This window comes from Cupriavidus laharis, from assembly GCF_914271435.1.
GTDB lineage: Bacteria > Pseudomonadota > Gammaproteobacteria > Burkholderiales > Burkholderiaceae > Cupriavidus > Cupriavidus laharis.
Genome location: NZ_CAJZAI010000013.1, coordinates 78541 through 100337 on the forward strand (window position 1 = coordinate 78541; position 21797 = coordinate 100337).

Consider the following 21797-nt stretch of genomic DNA (forward strand, 5'->3'; position numbering starts at 1 on the left):
AGGCAAATGCAGGCAGGTGCCTTACATATTGAGCTGACGCTTGTCGACCGCCAGCGCGGCTTCGCGCATGACTTCCGACATCGACGGGTGCGGATGGCAGACGCGGCCGATATCTTCGCTCGCGGCCTTGAACTCCATCGCCACCACGGCTTCGGCGATCAGGTCCGAAGCGTTGGCGGCCACAATGTGCACGCCCAGGATCTCGTCGGTCTTGGCGTCGGCCAGCATCTTGACGAAGCCATCGGCGTGACCCATGCCCAGCGCACGGCCGTTGGCCATGAACGGGAACTGGCCGGCCTTGTACTCGCGGCCTTCGGCCTTGAGCTGGGCTTCGGTCTTGCCCACCCATGCGATTTCCGGGAAGGTGTAGATCACCCACGGAATGCAGTTGTAGTCGATGTGCGGCTTCTGGCCGACGATGCGCTCGGCCACGGCCACGCCTTCGTCCTCGGCCTTGTGCGCGAGCATCGGGCCGCGCACCACGTCGCCGATGGCCCACAGGCCCGGCACCTTGGTGGCGCAATGGTCGTCCACCTCGATGAAGCCGCGCTGGTCAACAGCCAGGCCGACAGCGTCCAGGCCCAGGTTGTCGGTGTTCGGCACGCGGCCGACCGACACGATCAGGCGGTCGACTTCCAGGGTCTGGGCAGCGCCGTCCTTGTCGGTGTACTTGACGGTCACGCCGTTCTTGCCAGTCGTCACTTCGTCGACCTTCACGCCGAGGCTGAACTTCAGGCCCTGCTTGGTCAGCTGCTTCTGGGCCTCCTTGGCCACGCCCTCGTCGGCGGCGCCCAGGAACGCGGGCAGCGCTTCCAGCACGGTCACGTCGGCACCCAGGCGGCGCCACACCGAGCCCAGCTCCAGGCCGATCACGCCGGCGCCGATCACGCCCAGCTTCTTCGGCACTGCGGGGAACTTGAGCGCGCCCTCGTTATCGCTGACCAGGTCGTTGTCGACCGTGACACCAGGCAGGTGGCGGGCCTTCGAACCGGTGGCGATGATGACCTGCTTGGCGGTCACGACTTCGCCGGCGATCTCGACCTGGAAGCCCTCGGCGGTCTTGCCGACGAACTTGCCGTAGCCCTTGAGCAGCGTCACCTTGTTCTTGCGGAACAGGAACTCGATGCCCTTGGTCATCTTGCCGACGATATCATCCTTGCGCTTGAGCATCTTGGACACGTCAACCTTGACGTCGCCCACGATGATGCCGTGGTCGGCCAGGTGATGCTGGGCGTTCTCGAATTCTTCCGAGGAGGCCAGCAATGCCTTCGAGGGGATGCAACCCACGTTCAGGCAGGTGCCGCCCAGGCGCGGTTCGTTCTTGGGATCGTCGTAGGCGTTGCCTTCGCAGCAGGCCACGTTCAGGCCGAGCTGGCCAGCACGGATGGCGGCGATATAGCCGCCGGGGCCGGCGCCGATCACCAGCACGTCGAATTGTTTGCTCATGGAAATTCCTTTCGATACCCAGCGGCGCGATGCCGCACCGCTCACGGGCTCAACCGTCATCCCCGCGCAGGCGGGGATCCAGTGGCTTCAGTTAAGACGCTGGGTTCCCGCCTTCGCGGGAACGACAAGCATTACAGGTCCAGCAGCAGGCGAGCCGGATCTTCCAGCGCGTCCTTCATGGCAACCAGGCCCAGCACGGCTTCACGGCCGTCGATGATGCGGTGGTCGTAGGACATTGCCAGGTAGTTCATCGGACGGATCACGATCTGACCGTCTTCCACCACCGGGCGGTCCTTGGTCGCGTGCACGCCCAGGATGGCCGATTGCGGCGGGTTGATGATCGGGGTCGACAGCATCGAACCGAACACACCACCGTTGGAGATCGAGAACGTACCGCCGGTCAGTTCTTCCAGCGACAGCTTGCCGTCACGGGCCTTGACGCCGAACTCGGCGATCTTCTTCTCGATGTCGGCCAGGGTCATCTGGTCGGCATTGCGCAGGATGGGCACCACCAGGCCGCGCGGCGAGCCTACGGCGATACCGATGTCGAAGTAGCCGTGGTAGACGATGTCGTTGCCGTCGATCGAGGCATTGATCAGCGGGAACTTCTTCAGCGCGTGCACCGCGGCCTTGACGAAGAACGACATGAAGCCCAGCTTCACGCCGTGTTCCTTCTCGAAGCGGTCCTTGTACTTGTTGCGCAAGTCCATCACCGGCTTCATGTTCACTTCATTGAAGGTGGTGAGGATGGCGTTGGTGGCTTGCGACTGGAGCAGACGCTCGGCGATACGGGCGCGCAGGCGGCTCATCGGCACGCGCTCTTCCGGGCGGTCGCCCAGGGCGGCAAAGTCCACGTTGGTAGCAACCTGCGGCAGGGCCGGCTTGGCGGCGGCAGGAGCCGGCGCGGCCTTGGCGGCCGGCGCGGGGGCAGCGGCAGCACCCAGCACATCGCCCTTGGTGATGCGGCCATCCTTGCCGGTACCGGCAACCTGGCCGGCCGACAGGCCAGCTTCGGCCATCAGCTTGGCGGCCGACGGCATGGCAACCGCGCCAGCTGCGGCCGGAGCAGCAGCGGCAGGTGCAGGTGCAGCAGCCGGGGCCGGTGCTGCGGCTGCCGGGGCGGCGGCGCCAGCGGTGGCCTCGGTGTCGATCTTGGCGATGATTTCATCGGCCACAACGGTGTCACCATCGTTCTTGATGATCTGCGACAGCACGCCAGCCGACGGGGCCGGCACTTCCAGCACGACCTTGTCGGTCTCGATCTCGATCAGGATCTCGTCCTGAGCGACAGCTTCGCCAGGCTTCTTCTTCCAGTTCAGCATGGTCGCTTCGGCGACCGATTCGGACAGTTGCGGAACCTTGACGTCAACAATAGCCATGGTTGTGAATTCCTCGATGTATGCGTTTTGTTCTTCAGGCAGGAAAAGGCACGGCGGTCACCTGCGAGCGCCGCCGTGCTGCCACAATTACTTGGTCAGGACAAAGCCCTTGAGCTTGGAGAAAGCGGCATCCAGCAGCGCCTTCTGCTGCTCGTTGTGCTTTGCGTAGTAGCCCACCGCCGGCGAAGCGGAAGCGGGACGACCGGCATAACCGAGCTTCTGGCCTTCCGTCATGTTTTCCATGATGTAGTGCTGCACGAAGAACCAGGCACCCTGGTTCTGCGGCTCGTCCTGGCACCACACGATTTCGGTGGCGTTCGGGTATTTCTTGAGTTCTGCAGCAACTGCCTTGTGCGGGAACGGATACAGCTGTTCCAGACGGATGACGGCAGCGTCGTTTGCCTCGCGTTCCTTGCGCGTGTTGACCAGGTCGTAGTAGACCTTGCCCGAGCACATGATCACGCGCTTGACCTTGCTGGCGTTCAGTTCTTCGTGGTCGGGGATGACCGTTTCGAAGTGGCCCTTGGCCAGGTCGGACAGCGGCGAGACGGCTTCCTTGTTACGCAACAGCGACTTCGGCGTCATGATCACCAGCGGCTTGCGGAACAGACGGATCATCTGGCGGCGCAGCAGGTGGAAGATCTGTGCCGGCGTGGTCGGCTGGCAGACCTGCATGTTGTGGTCCGCGCAGAGCTGCAGGAAACGCTCGATGCGAGCCGAGCTGTGTTCCGGACCCTGGCCTTCGTAGCCGTGCGGCAGCATCAGGGTCAGGCCCGAGGCGCGGCCCCACTTCACTTCACCCGAGGAGATGAACTGGTCGATCACCACCTGGGCGCCGTTGACGAAGTCGCCGAACTGGGCTTCCCAGATCACCAGCGCGTTCGGTTCGGCGGCCGAGTAACCGTACTCGAAGCCGAGCACGGCTTCTTCAGACAGCACCGAGTCGATCACCGTGAACGGTGCCTGGTTTTCCGACACGTTCTGCAGCGGCACGTAGCTGCCGGCATCCCAGCGCTCGCGGTTCTGGTCATGCAGCACGGCGTGGCGGTGGGTGAAGGTGCCGCGGCCCGCGTCCTGGCCGGTGATACGCACCGGATAGCCCGACGACACCAGCGAAGCGAAGGCCAGGTGCTCACCCATGCCCCAGTCCAGTGGCTGGTCGCCCCGGCCCATGTTGGCGCGATCCTTGACGACCTTCTCCACCAGCGGGTGCAGCTTCAGCGTCTCGGGCGTGGTGGTGATGCGTTCGGCCAGGCGCTTCAGTTCGGTCACCGGCACGGCGGTGTCGGCGGCATCGGTCCACTTGCGGTTCAGGAACGGCATCCAGTCCACGGCGAACTTGTTCTTGAAGTTCGACAGGACCGGGTCGGCGGTGTGCTTGCCGGCGTCCATCGCGGCGCGGTATTCCTTGACCTTCTCGTCGCCGAACTCGGCCGGGACCAGGTTCTGCGCAGCCAGCTTGTCGGCGTACAGCTTGCGCGTGCCCGGATGCTGGCTGATCTTCTTGTACATCAGCGGCTGCGTGACGGCCGGGGTGTCCTGCTCGTTGTGGCCCAGCTTGCGGAAGCAGATGATGTCGACCACGACGTCCTTGTTGAATTCCATGCGGAAATCAACGGCCAGCTGCATGGCGTACACCACGGCTTCGGGATCGTCGCCGTTCACGTGCAGCACCGGCGCCTCGATCATCTTGACCACGTCCGTGCAGTACAGCGTCGAACGGGCGTCGCGCGGGTCGGAGGTGGTGAAGCCGATCTGGTTGTTGATGACGATGTGCATCGTGCCGCCCGTGCCGTAGCCACGGGTCTGCGCGAGGTTCAGCGTCTCCATCACCACGCCCTGGCCGGCAAAGGCCGCGTCGCCGTGCACCTGCACCGGCAGCACTTCCTTGTGGCCGGCATCGCCGCGGCGCTCCTGGCGGGCCTTGGACGAGCCTTCGACCACCGGGTTGACAATTTCCAGGTGCGACGGGTTGAACGCGAGCGACAGGTGAACCGGGCCGCCCGCGGTCGAGACATCGCTCGAGAAGCCCTTGTGGTACTTCACGTCGCCGGCCGGCAGGTCATCGACGTGCTTGCCTTCGAATTCGGCAAACAGGTCGGCCGGCATCTTGCCCAGCGTATTGACCAGCACGTTCAGACGGCCACGGTGGGCCATGCCGATCACGATTTCCTGCACGCCCTTGCTGCCGGCCTCCTGGATCAGCTCGTCCATGGCGGCAATGAAGCTCTCGCCGCCTTCGAGCGAGAAGCGCTTCTGGCCGACGTACTTGGTGTGGAGGAAGCGTTCCAGGCCTTCGGCAGCGGTCAGGCGGTCGAGGATGTGCTTCTTCTTTTCCAGCGTGAACACCGGCTTGGAGCGCGTGGTTTCCAGGCGCTCCTGCCACCAGCGCTTCTGCGCCTGGTCGCTCACGTACATGAATTCGGCGCCGATGGTGCCGCAGTAGGTTTCGCGCAGGTTGTTCAGCAACTCGCGCAGGCTCATCGACTCCTTGCCGAAGTAGGTGTTGCTGGCATTGAAGACGATGTCGAGATCAGCTTCGGAGAAGCCGTAGAAAGCCGGGTCCAGATCCGGCAGGGGCGGACGCTCCTGGCGCTTGAGCGGGTCCAGGTCGGCCCAGTGCGAACCGATGTTGCGGTAGGCGGCGATCAGCTGGGTGGCAGCGACGCGCTTGCGGCCCATGTCGGAATCGGCCGAGGCAACAATGGTCCTGATGGGGCCTTGCTTGGCGCGCTCGGCAAACGAGGCGACGATGGGAGCGTGCGGAACGTCACGCGTATTGGAACCGTCCACAGCCGGGACATTCTGCACGGCGTCGAAATACGCGCGCCAGTTGTCGGGAACCGAGCTGGGGTTCTGGAGATAGGCTTCGTACAGCTCTTCAACGTACGGGGCGTTGCCGCCGAAGAGATACGAATTGCTCTGATACTGCTGCATCATGGGACGCTCACTTTTCTCCGGGAATGCCGGAGCTCAGCGGGTTATTCAACCTTCCGCGACACGGCTTGACCGGTTAGCGGATTGCAAACAACTCTTGGGAGCCCAACTGATGGCTCTTGAACAAACGGCACCACGAGGGCGCCGAAGTGGAAGTGCCATCACAAGGCCCGAAAGGGCAAGTTGTGCGGGGAAGGACCTAAGTCTTCACGGCGGTAAGAATAGCACGTTTGCTTATGCGCGATGTGGACTTTTCGCGATGCGGGATTACGCAGCGCATCAATTCGCGCCATAAACAACATATCCGCAACAATTATCCGGCCGGCGCAATAGCATCGACTGCGTCTGTAATCAGTCCGTCCAGCCCCCAGCCAAGCAGTTGGGCAGCCCGCTCCGGCTCGTTCACGGTGTAGCTCAGCACCTTTAGCCCGGCGGCATGCGCGGCGGCAATGACCTGCGCGTCCAGCACGCGGTAGTTCGCGTCCAGCGCGACGCAGCCGAGTGCCTGCGCACGCGCAAGCCAGTCCGGAGGCAGCACATCCACGAGCAATGCGCGCGGCAACTCTGGAACGGCGTCGCGCGCCGCCGCCAGCGCTTCCTCGGAGAACGACGACAGCAGTGGCGGCACCGCGGCACCCCGCCACAGGGATTGTGCATCCAGCGCGACCGCAGCACCGGTCTGCGTTTCCCGCCCGGGCACCGGCTTGATCTCGATGTTGCTGTACAGCCCGTTGGCTTGCGTATAGCGCGCGATGGCGGCCAGCGTCGGCACCGGCTCGCCGGCATATCCCGGGCTGTGCCAGGCACCTGCATCGAGCTGCGCCAGCTCGCACAGGTTCAGCGCATCGACGCGGCCGGCACCGGAGGTCGTCCGGTCCAGCGTGGCATCGTGCATCAGGACCGGCTTGCCGTCCGCACTGAGCTTCACGTCGAACTCGAACATCCGGTAGCCGAACGACGCCCCCAGGCGAAATGCCGCCAGCGTATTCTCCGGCGCGAGCTTGCCGGCGCCGCGGTGTGCGATGTGGCGGGGGTATGGCCAGTTGGCCGCCGTGACCGCCGCAGAATTCGGTGCGCCCATGGTCAGGCCTCGATACGCTTGCCCGTCTGGGCGTCGTAGAAATGAAGATGATCCGCCGACGATGTCACCGGCAGCTTGTCGCCGGCGCGCACCTGCGCATGGCTGTCCAGGCGCACGACGATGGGCTGGCCGCCCAGCGATCCATAGGCGAAGGAGTCCGCGCCCAGTGCCTCGACCACGCGCACATCCACTTCGGCAATCGCGTCATGCGCGCCGCACGGCTCGATGTGCTCGGGCCGCAGCCCCAGCAGCGCCTCGCCGGGCAGGTGCAGCCCCATCGGCAGGTGGCCCAGCGTTGCGCCGTTGACGTTGCCCTCCTTGCCGACTACCCGCATCTGTGCCCCGCCGGCCTCGCCGTTGCGCACGACCGGAACAAGATTCATCGGCGGCGAACCGATGAAACCGGCGACGAAAGTGCTCGCCGGGCGCGAATAGACGTCCAGCGGCGTGCCGATCTGCTCGACGCGCCCGCCGTTGAGCACCATCATGCGGTCGGCCAGCGTCATGGCCTCCACCTGGTCATGGGTCACGTACAGGCTGGTGGTGCCCAGGCGCCGATGCAGTTCCTTGAGTTCCAGGCGCATCTGCACGCGCAGCTTGGCGTCGAGGTTCGACAGCGGTTCATCGAACAGGAACACCGATGGCTCGCGCACAATGGCTCGGCCCATCGCCACGCGCTGGCGCTGCCCGCCCGAAAGTTGCCGAGGCTTGCGATCCAGCAGTGGCGCCAGTTCCAGGATGCCCGCCGCATGCCTGACGCGCTGCTCGATCTCGGCCTTGGCCATGCCGCGGATCTTCAGCCCGTATGCCATGTTGTCGTACACGGTCATGTGCGGGTAGAGCGCGTAATTCTGGAACACCATGGCGATGTCCCGCTCCGCCGGCTCCAGCTGGTTGACGATCCTGTCGCCGATGTGGATGTCGCCGCCCGTGATGGTCTCCAGACCCGCCACCATGCGCAGCAGCGTCGACTTGCCGCAACCGGACGGCCCCACTATGACGATGAACTCGCCATCGGCGATCTCCATGTCGATACCATGCACGACCTTGACGTTGCCGGCATAGGTCTTCTGAACATTGCGAAGCGACAGTTTTGCCATTGTCCTGTTCCTGTACAGCCTGCGTGACCCGGTCACTCGCTCATTTTTCGGTTTCGACCAGTCCCTTGACGAACCACTTCTGCATCAGCACGACGACGATGGCTGGCGGGATCATCGCGAGCATGACAGTAGCCATCACCAGGTTCCAGTCCGTTGCCGCGTCGCCCGAGCGCGAAATCATCTGCGTCACGCCCACCACCACCGGCGTCATCGACTTCTGCGTGGTGATCAGCAGCGGCCACAAGTACTGGTTCCAGCCGTAGATGAACTGGATCACGAACAGCGCCGCGATGCTGGTGCGCGACAGCGGCAGCACCACGTCCCAGAAGAAGCGCAGCGGCCCGGCCCCATCGATGCGTGCCGCTTCGGCCAGCTCATCGGGAATGGTCAGGAAGAACTGCCGGAACAGGAACGTGGCCGTGGCAGAGGCAATGATCGGAATCGTCAGGCCGAAATAGCTGTCCAGCATGCCCAGGTCCGACACCACCTTGTAAGTCGGCAGGATGCGGACCTCCACCGGCAGCATCAACGTGATGAAGATGAGCCAGAAGAATGTCTTACGCAGCGGGAAGCGGAAATAGACGATGGCAAAGGCCGAGATGATCGAGATGGCGATCTTGCCCAGCGCGATCCCGAGCGCCATGATGAGGCTATTCTTCATCATGGTGGATACGGGCGACGCTGCCTCACCCACGCCCTGGAACAGCACGGTGCGATAGTTCTCGATCAGGTGGCCGCCGGGAATCAGCGTCATCGGTGCGTCGAGCACCTGCTCCGCCGTCAGCGAGGACGCGACGAAGGTCAGGTAGACCGGGAACACCACGATGACCATGCCGACGATCAGTACCAGGTGCGTCAGGAAATCCAGGAAAGGACGGCGTTCTACCATGATGCCCTCCTCAATACTGGACCTTGCGCTCGACGTAGCGGAACTGCACCACCGTCAGCGCGATGACAATCACCATCAGCACCACCGACTGTGCCGCCGAACCGCCGATATCCATGCCGCGGAAGCCGTCGTGGAACACCTTGTAGACCAGGGTATTGGTCGAATTGAATGGCCCACCGTGCGTCACGGCATCGATGATGGCAAAGGTGTCGAAGAAGGCGTAGACCACGTTGATCACCATCAGGAAGAAAGTGGTCGGCGACAGCAGCGGGAAAATGATCGACCAGAAGCGGCGCCACGGGCCGGCCCCGTCAATGGCCGCGGCCTCGATCAGTGAACGCGGAATGCTCTGCAGGCCCGCCAGGAAGAACAGGAAGTTGTAGCTGATCTGCTTCCATGCAGCCGCCAGCACGACCAGCAGCAGCGCCTGGTTGCCGTCGAGCAGGAAGTTCCAGTTCACGCCGAGCCGGTGCAAGCCATAGGACACCACGCCGAGCGTGGGGTTGAACATGAACATCCACAGCACGCCCGCCACTGCCGGCGCCACCGCATAGGGCCAGATCAACAGGGTCTTGTAGCCGACCGCGGCGCGCACGACGCGGTCGGCGAAATACGCGAGCAGCAGCGCCGTCGACAGTCCGACCACCGTGACGCCGACCGCGAAGATAGCAGTCACCTCGAAGGACTCGACATAGAGCGGGTCGTTCCAGAGCGTGCGGAAGTTGTCCAGTCCGACGAATTCCAGGTTGATGCCAAAGGCATCCTGCTGAAGCATGGACTGATACAACGCCTGCCCGGCGGGCAGGAAAAAGAATACCAAGGTGATGACAATCTGCGGCAACACCAGCAGATAAGGCAACCACGGCGAGCGGAAAACAACGCGTTTTTCCATCAGCAGCATTCCTTCGACCGCCGCGCGTGGCGGCGTCGGGGTGAAACCTGGCCGGGGCAGCGCGCCATATATCCGCCGCCCCGGAAGCCTGCTCAGTTCGCCAGGAACTTACTCGCGAGCCGTCTTCTGGAAGCGTTCGAGCAACTCGTTGCCGCGCCGCACGGCGTCGTCCAGCGCCGTCTTGGGCTCCTTCTTGCCGGCCCAGACGGCTTCGAGTTCCTCATCCACCACGGTGCGGATCTGCACCATATTGCCCAGGCGCACGCCCCGCGACTTGTCGGTGGTCTTGACCACCATCTGCTGCACCGACACATCGGCACCCGGATTCTTGTCGTAGTATCCGGACTTCTTGGTCAGTTCGTAGGCAGCCATCGTCACCGGCAGGTAACCGGTGGCCTGGTGCCAATCCGACTGGATCTCGGGGCGGGACAGGAACGTGAAGAACTTGGCTACGCCCTTGTACTCCTCGGGCTTCTTGCCGCCCATCACCCAGAGCGAAGCGCCGCCGATGATGGTGTTCTGCGGGGCACCCGGTACGTCCGGGTAGTACGGCAGCTGCGATACGGCAAAGGCAAACTTGGCGTTCTTGCGGATATTGGCCAGGGAAGCCGACGAACCCGTGAACATCGCGCATTCGCCGTTGTAGAACTTGGCCTGAGATTCTGCCTTGCGGCCGCCGTAGCTGAAGTAGCCCTTCTTCACCATGTCCTGCAGGTTGGTGATGTGCTTGACATGGAGCGGGCTGTTGAAGACCAGGCGCGTATCGGTGCCGCCGAAGCCGTTGTTCCTGGTCGCGTACAGCGTGTTGTGCCATGCCGAGAAACTCTCGAGATGCACCCAGCCCTGCCAGTCGGTCGTATAAGCGCAGTTGGTCCCCGAGGCCTTGAGCTTGGCCGAATACTGCATGACTTCCGGCCAGGTCTTGGGCGGCTTTTCAGGATCCAGGCCTGCTTTCTTGAAGGCGTCCTTGTTGTAATAGAAGACCGTAGTGGAACTGTTGAACGGGAACGAGAGCATCTCGCCCTTCGACGAGGTGTAGTAACCGGCCACCGCGGGAATGTAGGCCTTCTGGTCGAACTTCTCGCCCGCGTCCTTCATGACGACCGAGACCGGCTTGATGGCACCCTTGGCACTCATCATGGTCGCAGTCCCGACTTCGAAGACCTGCAGGATGGCCGGGGCGCCGCCCGCACGGAACGCGGCAATGCCGGCCGCCATGGTTTCGTCATAGTTGCCCTTGTTGACGGGCACGACCTTGTACTCGGACTGGCTGGCGTTGAACTTGCCGGCGATCTCGTTGACCTTGTCATTGAGGGCACCCTGCATCGCATGCCACCACTGGATCTCGACCGCTGCCTGGGCGCTGCCTGCCCCGGTAAGGGCGGCCAGCACGGCGATCTTCAGCACACTACGGGAAAAGGACATGGGTGGTCTCTCCTGGTGAGATTCTTCGCTGCATTGGGGAACGAGCGAATTTATGTGCTTTTTGTGACAGCGGCATGTTACGCCTGTCGCACCTCGGGGAGCAATTCAGCAAAATCACCAGTACGCAGCATATTGCAGCGCAACGCGGGCAAGGGCGGCAGAGGTCAGCAGAGCTCGGCAGTACAATGCGGACCCATGCAACCGCTGCGAAACCTGCCCGCCACCGCCCTGCGCCGCGTGCGCGGAATCCTGACCGACATCGACGGCACCCTGACCACGGGCGGCAGGCTGCCGGCGCGCGCGGGCCTGGCGCTGGAGCAGCTCCGCCTGTCCGGCCTGCATGTCATCCCGGTGACCGGCCGCTGCATTGCCTGGGCCGAGATCCTGGTCCGGCTCTGGCCAGTGGATGCCATCATCGGCGAGAACGGCGCCTTCTACTCCCATCTGCGCGACGGCCGGCTGCTGACGCGCTTCCTCGACAATGCCCCGGCCCGCGCCCGCAACCTGGAGCGCATCCGTGCCCTGGGCGAACGGATCCTGCGCGAGGTGCCCGGCAGCGCCCTGGCCTCCGACCAGGCCTGGCACGCCGCCGACCTGGCCATCGACCATGCGGAGGACGTTGCGCCGCTGCCGGCCGATGCCGTAGCCCATATCCTCCGGCTCATGCAGGACGCCGGCATGACCGCCACGGTCAGCTCCATCCACGTCAACGGCTGGTTCGGCCGGCATGACAAGCTGAGCATGAGCCGGCTGTGCGCAGCCGAACTGCTTGGCGAGGATCTCGACGCGCGGCGCGACGAATGGCTGTTCATTGGCGATTCGGCCAACGATGCCAGCATGTTCGCGCATTTCCCGCTGTCGGTCGGCGTGGCCAACGTGCGCGAGATCCTGCCGCAATTGCCGGTCGCACCGGCCTATGTGACCGATGCCAGCGGCGGCGAAGGATTCGCGGAGATGGCAGCGCAACTGCTTGCCGCACACAGCCGGCAATGACAAAGGCCGGGGCGAACCCGGCCTTTTCACTGTTCACTGAACGCCGCAGCCCGGCTTAGTCGAATCCCAGTTCCTGCAGCTTGCGCGTGATGGTATTGCGCCCGATGCCCAGGCGCGTGGCGGCCTCTACGCGACGGCCGCGCGTCACACCCAGCGCCGCTTCCAGCACGGCCTTTTCAAAGCGCCGTGTCAGCACGTCCATGACTTCGGGCTGCCCGGATTCCAACATCGCGCGCGCCTCACCGGCAAGCAGGCTTTCCCATCCGGCCGACAGCGATGCTGACGCGGAGGCCATGGGTTCCGTGACGGGCCGCACGGCCGTCATGGTCTCCGCCTCGGCAACCGGCATGACCAGGCCACCGTAGTCCGACAGGTCATGGCCGCCCTCAAACCCGGCGGAAGGCAATCGCGGCTCGGCAGCGCGAGGCATGGCCGGCGCACCCTCCACACCACCCGCCCCAATCATCTCGCGCGGAAGGTCCTTGACCTCGATGGTCTGCGCCGGCGCCATCACGGTCAGCCAGTTGCAGAGGTTCTCGAGCTGCCGCACATTGCCCGGGAACGGCAGCGTGCTGACGTAGGCCAGCGCCTCGTCGGACATGCGCTTGGGCTCCACGCCCAGTTCCTTGGCACTTTTCTGCAGGAAGTGCCGCGCCAGCAGCGTGATGTCTTCCGGCCGTTCGCGCAGTGGCGGCAAGCGCAGCCGGATCACGTTCAGGCGGTGGAACAAGTCCTCGCGGAACAGGCCTTCCTTGACGCGCAGCTCCAGGTTCTGGTGCGTGGCGGCAATGACGCGCACATTGGCGCGCAGCGGATTGTGGCCGCCCACGCGATAGAAATTGCCATCGGACAGCACGCGCAGCAACCGGGTCTGCAAGTCGAACGGCATATCGCCGATTTCGTCGAGGAACAGCGTACCACCCTCGGCCTGCTCGAAGCGCCCGCGGCGCATGGTCTGGGCACCGGTAAACGCGCCGCGCTCGTGACCGAACAGTTCGGATTCGAGCAGGTCCTTAGGAATGGCTGCCGTATTCAGCGCAATGAACGGGCCATTCGCGCGCGGGCTGTGCTTGTGCAGGGCGCGCGCCACCAGCTCCTTGCCGGTACCGGATTCGCCGGTGATCATCACCGTCACGTTCGATTGCGACAGCCGTCCGATGGCGCGGAATACGTCCTGCATAGCGGGTGCCTGGCCCAGGATTTCCGGCGCGTCGACCAGGCGGTCGTCCATCTCCTCCTCGCGCAGGCTTTCTTCCAGCGCGCGGCGGATCAGCTCGACGGCCTTGTCGACATCGAAGGGCTTGGCCAGGTATTCGAAGGCCCCCCCCTGGAATGCCGCCACGGCGCTGTCGAGGTCCGAATAGGCCGTCATGATGATGACGGGCAGGCCCGGGTGCTTGGCCTTGATGGCCTGCAGCAAGTCCAGGCCCGAGCCGCCGGGCATGCGGATATCCGATATCAGGACCTGCGGGACATCGTCTTCCAGCGCCGCAAGCGCGTCGCGGACATTGGTAAAGCTGCGGGAGAGCAGGCTTTCACGGGCCAGGGCCTTTTCAAGTACCCAGCGGATTGATTGATCGTCGTCGACTATCCAGATCGGCTTCATGTGCGTCGCTTGTCTGCTCGGTGTCATTTGGTCTTCCGCATGCCCGGCCTAGCGGCAAGTGCAACGATCGATCGCGGATGCCGGCGGGACAGCTAGTGCAGCGGCAGCAGGATGCGGAAGTCGGTACAGCCCGGCCTGCTCTCGCATTCGATCAAGCCCTCGTGCTGCTGCACGAAGGTTTGAGCGAGTGTGAGACCGAGACCGCTGCCGCCATCCCTACCCGAAACCAGCGGATAGAAGATGCGTTCGCGGATGTCATCGGGAATACCGGGGCCGTTGTCGATCACATGCAAGTCCAATGCCAGCTTGAACAAGCGCTTGGCGATCGTGACCTGGCGCGCCACCCGGGTACGCAGCACGATCTGCGCATCGCCACGCGCAATACGCTCGGCCAGCGCCTGCGCGGCGTTATGGACGATGTTCAGCACGGCCTGGATCAGCTGCTCCATGTCGCCGCGCAGCTCGGGCAGGCTGGCGTCGTAGTCGCGCACGATGTCGAGGCCGTTGGGAAACTCGGCCAGCACGACCGAGCGCACGCGCTCCAGCACTTCGTGGATGTTCAGGCTCGACACGATGTGCGGGTGGCGGTGCGGTTCCAGCAGCCGGTCCACCAGCGTCTGCAGGCGGTCCGACTCCTTGATGATGACCTGGGTGTACTCGCGCAGCGCGCGCTCGGGCAGCTCGAATTCCAGCAATTGCGCGGCGCCGCGGATGCCGCCCAGCGGATTCTTGATCTCGTGCGCCAGATTGCGGATCAGCTCCTTGTTGGCGGCCGTCAGGTCGAGGATGCGCTCCTCCCGGTCGCTGCGGACCTTCTGCTCGTTGAGCAGGACCTCCACCAGCACGGTATCGCTGAACGCCTCGAGCGCGCCAATGACCACGTGCGCGTGGATCGGCTCCTGCAAAGGCGGACGCAGCACCAGGTCCTGGCGCCGCACGTCGAACTGGCGCGTGATCACGGTATCGATCATGCCCTGCAGTTCTTCGGACTGGCCGAACAGGTCGGACAGGGACAGTTCCACCATGGCCTTGCGCGACACCGCGAAGCTCGATTCGGCGGCAGGGTTGGCATAGGCCACGCGCAGCCCGGGCTGCCTGACCAGCAGCACGGGATTGGCCACGACATCGAGACCCGAATGCAGGGCCACCGCGCCGAGTGGCAACACCTGACCGCTGTCCGGGCCATTGACCGGTTGAGTCTGGCCGGCTGTGTCGCTGCGGGCGCCATCGGCACCACCGCTCTTGCGCGACACATTGCGAATCAGGCGACGCATAAGACTAGTCCTTCAGATTCGAAAGCTCGCGGCGCAGCGACGCCGCATTGGCCTCGCTACGGGCGATGTCATCGCGCAGCGCCGCCGTGCGATCCAGATATTTCTGATAATTCCGTTCATTGCCCTGGCGCTCGGGCTGGCCGTTGTTGTACTCGGCGCGCAGCGCCGCCAGCTTGGCATCCTCGGCCTGCAGTTCCTGCTCCAGCACGGTGCGCCGCTCGCTGTCGCGGCTCTTCTGCGTGGCGCTGTCCACGCGCGGAAAACCGCCGCTTACCGCCGTGCCGCCCGCGGTTCCGCCCGATGTCGCAGCGGCTTTTGCCGGCGCCGCGGTACGTCCGCCAGGCACCGTGACCACATCCGGCAGGTTCAGTCGCTTGCACCCTTTACCCGCGCTGCCGTTGCGATATTCCGGCACGCCGTTGGGGCCAGCGCATACGTAGACGTCGGAGGATTGCGCCTGTGCAGACTGGCTCCACGCGGATGCCGCCAGCACAGCGGCAGACACCAGGATGGGGAGCCGAACACGGGATTGGTGCAGCGGCTTGGCCGGCGTGGCCATGGGCGGGAACTCGTTCATGAACATCAGCGATAGGGTTGAACGGAAAGCCCCATTCTAGCCATCAAAAGAAAAAGGGACAGCCAAAGCCGCCCCTTGCTGGTGCAATTGTTGCCCGGCCACAACCTGTCGTCATCGCCGGGCAACAACTCGCTTACAGCGAGTAATACATTTCGAATTCGACCGGGTGAGTGGTCATGCGGAAGCGGGTGACTTCCTCCATCTTCAGCTCGATGTAGGCATCGAGCATGGAGTTGGAGAACACGCCGCCGCGGGTCAGGAACTCACGGTCGTTGTCGAGGTATTCCAGCGACTGGTCGAGGCTCGCACAGACGGTCGGGATCTTTGCATCCTCTTCCGGCGGCAGGTCGTACAGGTTCTTGTCGGCGGCTTCGCCCGGGTGGATCTTGTTCATCACGCCGTCCAGGCCAGCCATCAGCAGCGCCGAGAAGCCCAGGTACGGGTTCATCAGCGGATCCGGGAAGCGGGTCTCGATGCGGCGGCCCTTCGGGTTGGCGACGTACGGAATACGGATCGAAGCCGAACGGTTGCGGGCCGAGTAGGCCAGCTTGACCGGCGCTTCGAAGCCCGGCACCAGGCGCTTGTACGAGTTCGTGCCCGGGTTGGTGATGGCGTTCAGCGCGCGGGCGTGCTTGATGATGCCGCCGATGTAGTACAGCGCAAATTCCGACAGGCCGGCGTAGCCGTTGCCTGCGAACAGGTTCTGGCCGTCCTTCCACACGGACTGGTGCACGTGCATGCCCGAACCGTTGTCGCCGACGATGGGCTTCGGCATGAACGTGGCGGTCTTGCCGTAGGTGTGGGCGACGTTCTGGATCACGTACTTTTGCAGCTGGGTCCAGTCGGCGCGCTGCACCAGCGTGCTGAACTTGGTGCCGATTTCGTTCTGGCCCTGGCCAGCCACTTCGTGGTGGTGGACTTCAACAGGAATGCCCAGCGATTCCAGGATCAGGCACATTTCCGAACGCATGTCCTGGAAGGTGTCGATCGGGGCAACCGGGAAGTAGCCGCCCTTCTTGCCCGGACGGTGGCCCGAGTTGCCGTGCTCGAATTCCTTGCCCGACGACCACGGGGCTTCTTCGGAATGGACCTTCACGAAGCAGCCTTGCATATCGACGTTCCAGGTCACGCCGTCGAAGATGAAGAACTCGGGCTCCGGACCGAAGAAGGCAGTGTCGCCCAGGCCGGTGCTCTTCAGGTAGGCCTCGGCGCGCTTGGCGATCGACCGCGGGTCGCGGTCATAGCCCTTGCCGTCCGACGGCTCGACCACGTCGCAGGTCAGCACCAGCGTCGGCTCTTCGTAGAACGGGTCGATGAAGGCGGTGTTCGAGTCCGGCATCAGCAGCATGTCCGAAGCCTCGATACCCTTCCAGCCGGCGATGGACGAACCGTCGAAGGCGTGGCCGCTTTCGAACTTGTCTTCGTCGAAGTGCGACGTCGGCACCGAGACGTGCTGCTCCTTGCCTTTGGTATCGGTGAAACGGAAATCGACAAACTTGACGTCGTTTTCCTTCACAAGCTTCATCACATCTGCAACGCTTTGGGCCATGCCAATCTCCTGGAAATTCGGCTGAAGTCTAGAAAGCCATTCGTGGGCCGGTCATCGCGCCGGTGCGAAGTGCGGTGGTTCCGAGCCACTCCGCCCGCGCGATTCCTTGCCCTGAAAAGGACGAGGAATGTTAGCAGAAAGCATGCCAAGCAAGCGCCAGCCGCGCGCCGCCGTCCCGAAAAAAGTGCGGGACCAAAGCCCGCGCACCGCCCCGGGGTATCGCAGCCGAGTCCACCATTCCCGGACCGCCGCGACGTGACGCCAACGCAACTGGTAAACCGCTACACACCCCATGCATAAAACACCATAGCGGTGCATGTTTCAAGATTGAGCACCTTATTGGTGCGCATGCACCAAAACGATCCTCAACGCACCGCAAACGCCCCATTCCTTCCGCACCATTGGCAATCGGCCCGTCCGGGACGATGGCCATTGCCGAGACGCACTATAGAATAGCGGTCTGGCACTTCCCACCATTCCATCCAATTTTCTTGTCACCCAGATGACCACCCGAGACGAACTCCTCAAGGCTGCGCAGCAACGCCAGCAACAGAACCAGCTTCCCTATTTCGGCGCGCTGTCGCCGGTGGAAGCCTTCGCGCTGCTGCAGAGCGATCCATCGGCCGTGCTGGTCGACGTGCGTACGCAGGCTGAACTTGACTGGGTGGGCGGCGTTGATCTGCCCGACGAGCAGTTTGCCCACGTCGAGTGGATGTCCTATCCCGGCGGCGCACAAAACGCGCGGTTCGTCGAAGAGCTGAAGGCACGCGTGCCCGCCGGCGTGCCGGTGCTGTTCCTGTGCCGCAGCGCCGCGCGCTCCAAGCACGCCGCCCGCGTCGCCACCGAAGCCGGGTACCAGTACGCCATGGACGTGCTGGAAGGGTTCGAAGGCAACCGCGACGACAACCACCATCGCAAGACCGTGGAAGGCTGGTGTGTGCGCGGCCTGCCCTGGCACGGCGCCTGAACCGTCTGCACGCAAAACGAGCAGCGGCCCGCGCGACCCCTGTTTTTCTTGCCGGCCCCGTCGGGCTTAGCTGGCGCCTGATGCCGCCTGCTCCACCGTTTCGAAGCCCATGCCGCGCACGCCTTCGAGCAGCATGGTATAGGCCGGTCCGACCTGTTCCGCGGCCCCCTTCACGCCCAGGTCGATATGGCGCCGCGCGAAGATATCGCCGCGTTGCACATCCCCGACGGACGGCAGGCTGAACACCCGGATGCTCGGGTAGGCCGCCTCGACCCGTTCCATCAGCGGCGTCAGCGTCGATTCCGGCGCCTCGAACACATAAAACGCACGCTCCTGCTGGCTGGCCTGGTGGAACAGGTGGGCATAGTCATGGTCCAGCACCCACTCCATCATCGGCCACGCCATGACCGGAAACCCGGGCATGAAATGGTGGTCCGCCACGGAGAACCCGGGTATCCGGTTGTAGCTGTTCGGGATAATGCGCGCACCTTCGGGAAACTCCCCCATCTTGAAGCGATGCTGGTTCTCGGGCAGCTTGAGGTCGCTCTTTACCGGATCACCCTGCGCGGTTTCGGCAATCCGCAGCGCGATCAGCTCGCGCGCCTCGGGATGCAGCACCAGTGGCACTCCGAGCGCGGCGGCCACGCATTGGCGCGTGTGGTCGTCAGGCGTCGCACCGATACCGCCTGTGCAGAACACGACATCCGGCCCTGCAAGCGTGCGGCGCAGCGTTGCCGTGATGCTTGCGCGGTCGTCGCCAACGTACTGGGCCCAGTCCAGCTTCAGCCCGCGTGCTCCAAGCAACTCGATGGCGCGGCGCATGTGCTTGTCTTCGCGCCGCCCGGAAAGTATTTCGTCGCCAATGACGATCAGGCCGAAACCCATGATGCCCCCGCTTCAGGAATGTTCAATGCGGCGCACGTCCGAAGGCGCCAGATCAATCACGTCGCCGGCCGGTGCCGATGGCGGCGGCGCGGCCGACGCCCGCTCGGCACGCAGTTGCGCCAGCGCGCGCAGGCAGAAATGGCCGAACCACAGCGCCGAGAAAATGAAGATCAGCACGTACAGCCACAGCATGCCGGTCAGCACGAATGGAAACAGGAAAATGACCGCGGCCGATGATACCCACAGCAACGTCGGTGCCGAGCCGAGCAACCCGACCGCAATGCCGATGACGAGCAGCGGGACGCGATGGCGCTGCATGAGCGTCTTGCGTTCCTCGGCGGAGGCATGGTCGGCCAGCGCATCGTAGGTCATGACACGGTAGGTCAGCCAGCCCCAGAGCACAGGCGGAATCAGCGCAAAGAACGGCGGCACCAGCCACAGCGGCAACGTCACCAGCACCAGCAGCAGGAACACCACCGTGCTGCCCAGCGACTGGAACACGCTGCCCAGGATGCTGCCGCCTCGCTCCTTGGCCAAGTCCGGGTAGCTGCGCTCGAGATGGCGCACCACCGCCGGCACCGAAAACAGGCTGATGAACAGCAGCATCGACGCGATCACCAGCGGGACCGCCAGCGCAGCCACGAACAGCGGTGCGACCACCGCACGCATCGACTGCAGGCCGAACCAGTCCAGCGCGCTGTAGATCCAGCTGGTCAGCACGGAGGCCTCGAGGAAAGACCGCGTTGCGCCCATGATCGGGTCCCAGCCCCACCAGAGCAGGCCGCCCCACAGTGCCGTGGCAAGGATGAAGGGCACGACCGTCAGCATCAGCATGCGCGGATGCAACTGGCTCACGAGCGCGCGGCCAAATGAGCGAAAAATGTCGTTCATGCAGGATGTCAGAATGGAACAGTGCAATGCGCCGGCAAATGCACGCGCACCGAAACACTACCATACGCCGCCGGTACGCCGGCGTGTCGGTTCAGCCGAGGCGCAGCAGGCGCTTGAGGCCGTACCACTGCTGGGCCAGCAGGCCCGCGCCATAATTCCGGCCCTTGCCCGTCGGCGGCGGCATCTGGTCGCGGATTCCGGTGGGATGGTAGGCCGTCGTGAAGACCGCCGTGCCGAACAGCATGTCCCACCACGGGAAGATCACGCCATAGTTGCAGCCGCCCAGACGGGCCGGCGCACCGGCCGCCTCATGGCCCAGGCCGACGGCGTGGTGCGTGCGATGAAAGCGCGGCGAGACCAGCAGGCGCTCGCCGATCGCGCCGAAGTGCAGGCGCAGGTTGGCATGCTGCAGGCTCTGCAGCAACTGGGACAGCGCCACCAGCAGCACGTACTGGGACGGCTCCACCCCCACGGCGATGGCGGCCACGGCAAAGACCAGGTCGCGCAGCATGTCGTCGAGCAGGTGATTGCGGTTGTCGCTCCACAGCGTCATCTGGCGCTGGCTGTGGTGTACTGCGTGCAGGCTCCACCACCAGCGGTAGGTGTGCGACAGGCGGTGGTACCAATAGTCGAGCAGGTCAAACAGGAGCAGGTAGACGAAGAAGCTGACCAGTGGAATCGACGTCACGCCGGGCCACCAGTCTTCCACGTTCACGCGTTGCCAGCCGAACAGCCGCAGGTGCCCTTCCAGCGAATCGGTCAGCGGTGCCAGCACGAAGAACATCGCCAGCCGGAACAGTCCCAGCCGGTGGATCAGCGTGTAGAGAATATCCGTGCGGATGCCGGCGCGATCGGTGACCGGCTCGACCGGGCGCAGCTTTTCCAGAGGCCCCAGGATCAGCACCATCACGGCAATCTGCACCAGCCCCACCAGCAACCACTCGGTGCCGGTGAACGCGTCTTCCGCATAGCCGCCGAAGCCCATGTTGTAGACGGCCGGCAGGACCACGTTCTGGAACAGCGAGCCTTCTGCCTGGGCAATCCAGCCGTTGAGCGTCTCCCACATCAGCGCTTGCCCTCCTTGCGCGAGGCCTTCCCGGCCGCGGCGATCCAGTCCCGATAAGCGGGATGCTCGCGCAGCGTGGCAAAGCAGAAGCCCTTGCGCTCCAGCCCTGAAATCAGCGGCTCCAGCACGCCGGGCGCCCACGGGTCCTTGCGCGACCAGATGCCGAGATGGGCCATGGTGATGTCGCCATCCCGCAGGTCGCGCAGCGCGCGTTCCAGCAGCACGCGGTTCGGGTAGCGCTCCGACGACAATTCATCGCCCAGGAACCCGGCGGGCGCCCAGCCCACATGCCGGAAGCCGCATTGCTCGGCCCACTGCAGCGTTTGCGGAGCGGTGCGGCCGCCCGGCGCGCGCCACAGGGGGACCATGTCGACGCCCGTCATCCCGCGCAGCGCCTGCGCGCTGCGTTGCAGCTCGCGGCAAAAGCCGTCGGCGTCCATGCTGATGTCCTTGCCGGCCTGGGCGCCGAACTGCGGGCGCATGGTCACCTTGCCGTCGCGCGTGCTGCGCAGGTAGACGTGATCGTAGGTATGCGTGCCAAACGCGTGGCCGTCGGCCGTCAGCGCTTTCCAATATGGCGCCCAGCCGGGCTCAAGTGAGCCGTCCTTGTTGACGGTAGGCTCATTGGCCAGGAAGAACGTGGCCTTGATATGGTGCCGGCGCAGCGTGTCGGCGATCAGTTGCGCCTGGCTCATGCTGCCCGTATCAAACGTCAGGTACAGCGTGCCGGCGCGGCAGGTTTGGCCCGTGGGCGCATCGGCCGCATGCAGGCCTGCCAGCGGCACGGCTGCCAGCGCGGCCAGCAACCATTTCAAGCGGGGCGCGATGAACTTGCGCATG

The 21797-nt window shown here is 64.3% G+C and carries 18 protein-coding genes; 2 read left to right on the forward strand and 16 right to left on the reverse strand.

The window, feature by feature from the left end; all coding sequences use genetic code 11:
- Positions 1–21: 21 nt before the first annotated feature.
- From lpdA to ugpB, 8 genes are all read right to left on the reverse strand, one after another.
- The gene (gene lpdA / locus LDO29_RS21940) at positions 22–1446 is read right to left on the reverse strand and encodes a dihydrolipoyl dehydrogenase (protein ID WP_224081846.1); all 1425 of its coding nucleotides are present in this window, start codon (positions 1444–1446) and stop codon (positions 22–24) included.
- A gap of 131 nt (positions 1447–1577) precedes the next feature.
- The gene (odhB, locus tag LDO29_RS21945) at positions 1578–2825 is read right to left on the reverse strand and encodes a 2-oxoglutarate dehydrogenase complex dihydrolipoyllysine-residue succinyltransferase (RefSeq protein WP_224081847.1); all 1248 of its coding nucleotides are present in this window, start codon (positions 2823–2825) and stop codon (positions 1578–1580) included.
- A gap of 87 nt (positions 2826–2912) precedes the next feature.
- A complete protein-coding gene (locus LDO29_RS21950; RefSeq protein WP_224081848.1) occupies positions 2913–5765 on the reverse strand; it encodes a 2-oxoglutarate dehydrogenase E1 component in 2853 nt (950 codons plus the stop codon).
- Positions 5766–6075: 310 nt separating this feature from the next.
- Positions 6076–6843, reverse strand: coding sequence for a glycerophosphodiester phosphodiesterase (gene ugpQ / locus LDO29_RS21955; protein WP_224081849.1), 768 nt, complete (start codon positions 6841–6843; stop codon positions 6076–6078).
- Positions 6844–6845: 2 nt separating this feature from the next.
- Positions 6846–7943, reverse strand: a complete 1098-nt coding sequence (locus LDO29_RS21960; RefSeq protein ID WP_224081850.1) for a sn-glycerol-3-phosphate import ATP-binding protein UgpC — start codon at positions 7941–7943, stop codon at positions 6846–6848.
- A gap of 40 nt (positions 7944–7983) precedes the next feature.
- Positions 7984–8832 carry a sn-glycerol-3-phosphate ABC transporter permease UgpE gene (gene ugpE, locus LDO29_RS21965; RefSeq protein WP_224081851.1) on the reverse strand — a complete coding sequence of 283 codons (849 nt, stop codon included), beginning with the start codon at positions 8830–8832 and terminating at the stop codon, positions 7984–7986.
- A gap of 10 nt (positions 8833–8842) precedes the next feature.
- A complete protein-coding gene (gene ugpA, locus LDO29_RS21970) occupies positions 8843–9724 on the reverse strand; it encodes a sn-glycerol-3-phosphate ABC transporter permease UgpA (protein ID WP_224081852.1) in 882 nt (293 codons plus the stop codon).
- A gap of 108 nt (positions 9725–9832) precedes the next feature.
- On the reverse strand, positions 9833–11149 hold the full coding sequence (ugpB, locus tag LDO29_RS21975) for a sn-glycerol-3-phosphate ABC transporter substrate-binding protein UgpB (protein WP_224081853.1): 1317 nt from the start codon (positions 11147–11149) through the stop codon (positions 9833–9835).
- 195 nt (positions 11150–11344) lie between these two features.
- Here ugpB and LDO29_RS21980 point away from each other — a divergent pair, with 195 nt between their 5' ends.
- Complete coding sequence (locus LDO29_RS21980) at positions 11345–12142, forward strand: HAD-IIB family hydrolase (RefSeq protein ID WP_224081854.1); 798 nt, start codon at positions 11345–11347, stop codon at positions 12140–12142.
- Positions 12143–12197: 55 nt separating this feature from the next.
- On the opposite strand, the gene ntrC is transcribed toward LDO29_RS21980, so the two are convergent.
- The 4 genes from ntrC to LDO29_RS22000 all read right to left on the reverse strand — a co-directional run bounded on the left by ntrC (position 12198) and on the right by LDO29_RS22000 (position 17148).
- The gene (gene ntrC / locus LDO29_RS21985; RefSeq protein ID WP_224081855.1) at positions 12198–13748 is read right to left on the reverse strand and encodes a nitrogen regulation protein NR(I); all 1551 of its coding nucleotides are present in this window, start codon (positions 13746–13748) and stop codon (positions 12198–12200) included.
- A 92-nt stretch (positions 13749–13840) separates the two neighbouring features.
- Positions 13841–15022 (reverse strand): nitrogen regulation protein NR(II), encoded by a 1182-nt coding sequence (gene glnL, locus LDO29_RS21990; RefSeq protein ID WP_224081856.1) that lies wholly within the window; start codon positions 15020–15022, stop codon positions 13841–13843.
- A 4-nt stretch (positions 15023–15026) separates the two neighbouring features.
- A complete protein-coding gene (locus LDO29_RS21995) occupies positions 15027–15581 on the reverse strand; it encodes a DUF4124 domain-containing protein (RefSeq protein ID WP_224081857.1) in 555 nt (184 codons plus the stop codon).
- A gap of 151 nt (positions 15582–15732) precedes the next feature.
- Positions 15733–17148 (reverse strand): 3-hydroxylaminophenol mutase, encoded by a 1416-nt coding sequence (locus LDO29_RS22000; protein ID WP_224081858.1) that lies wholly within the window; start codon positions 17146–17148, stop codon positions 15733–15735.
- A 502-nt stretch (positions 17149–17650) separates the two neighbouring features.
- Here LDO29_RS22000 and LDO29_RS22005 point away from each other — a divergent pair.
- Positions 17651–18115 (forward strand): rhodanese-like domain-containing protein, encoded by a 465-nt coding sequence (locus tag LDO29_RS22005; RefSeq protein ID WP_224081859.1) that lies wholly within the window; start codon positions 17651–17653, stop codon positions 18113–18115.
- Between the two features lie 66 nt (positions 18116–18181).
- Here the strand turns inward: LDO29_RS22005 and LDO29_RS22010 are convergent, their stop codons facing one another.
- From LDO29_RS22010 to LDO29_RS22025, 4 genes are all read right to left on the reverse strand, one after another.
- The gene (locus LDO29_RS22010; RefSeq protein ID WP_224081860.1) at positions 18182–19000 is read right to left on the reverse strand and encodes a competence/damage-inducible protein A; all 819 of its coding nucleotides are present in this window, start codon (positions 18998–19000) and stop codon (positions 18182–18184) included.
- A gap of 12 nt (positions 19001–19012) precedes the next feature.
- On the reverse strand, positions 19013–19891 hold the full coding sequence (locus LDO29_RS22015; protein ID WP_224081861.1) for an EI24 domain-containing protein: 879 nt from the start codon (positions 19889–19891) through the stop codon (positions 19013–19015).
- Positions 19892–19982: 91 nt separating this feature from the next.
- Positions 19983–20957, reverse strand: coding sequence for a sterol desaturase family protein (locus LDO29_RS22020; RefSeq protein WP_224081862.1), 975 nt, complete (start codon positions 20955–20957; stop codon positions 19983–19985).
- On the reverse strand, positions 20957–21796 hold the full coding sequence (locus LDO29_RS22025) for a polysaccharide deacetylase family protein (RefSeq protein WP_224081863.1): 840 nt from the start codon (positions 21794–21796) through the stop codon (positions 20957–20959). Before LDO29_RS22025 ends, LDO29_RS22020 begins: the two co-directional genes overlap by 1 nt.
- Position 21797: the final 1 nt, after the last annotated feature.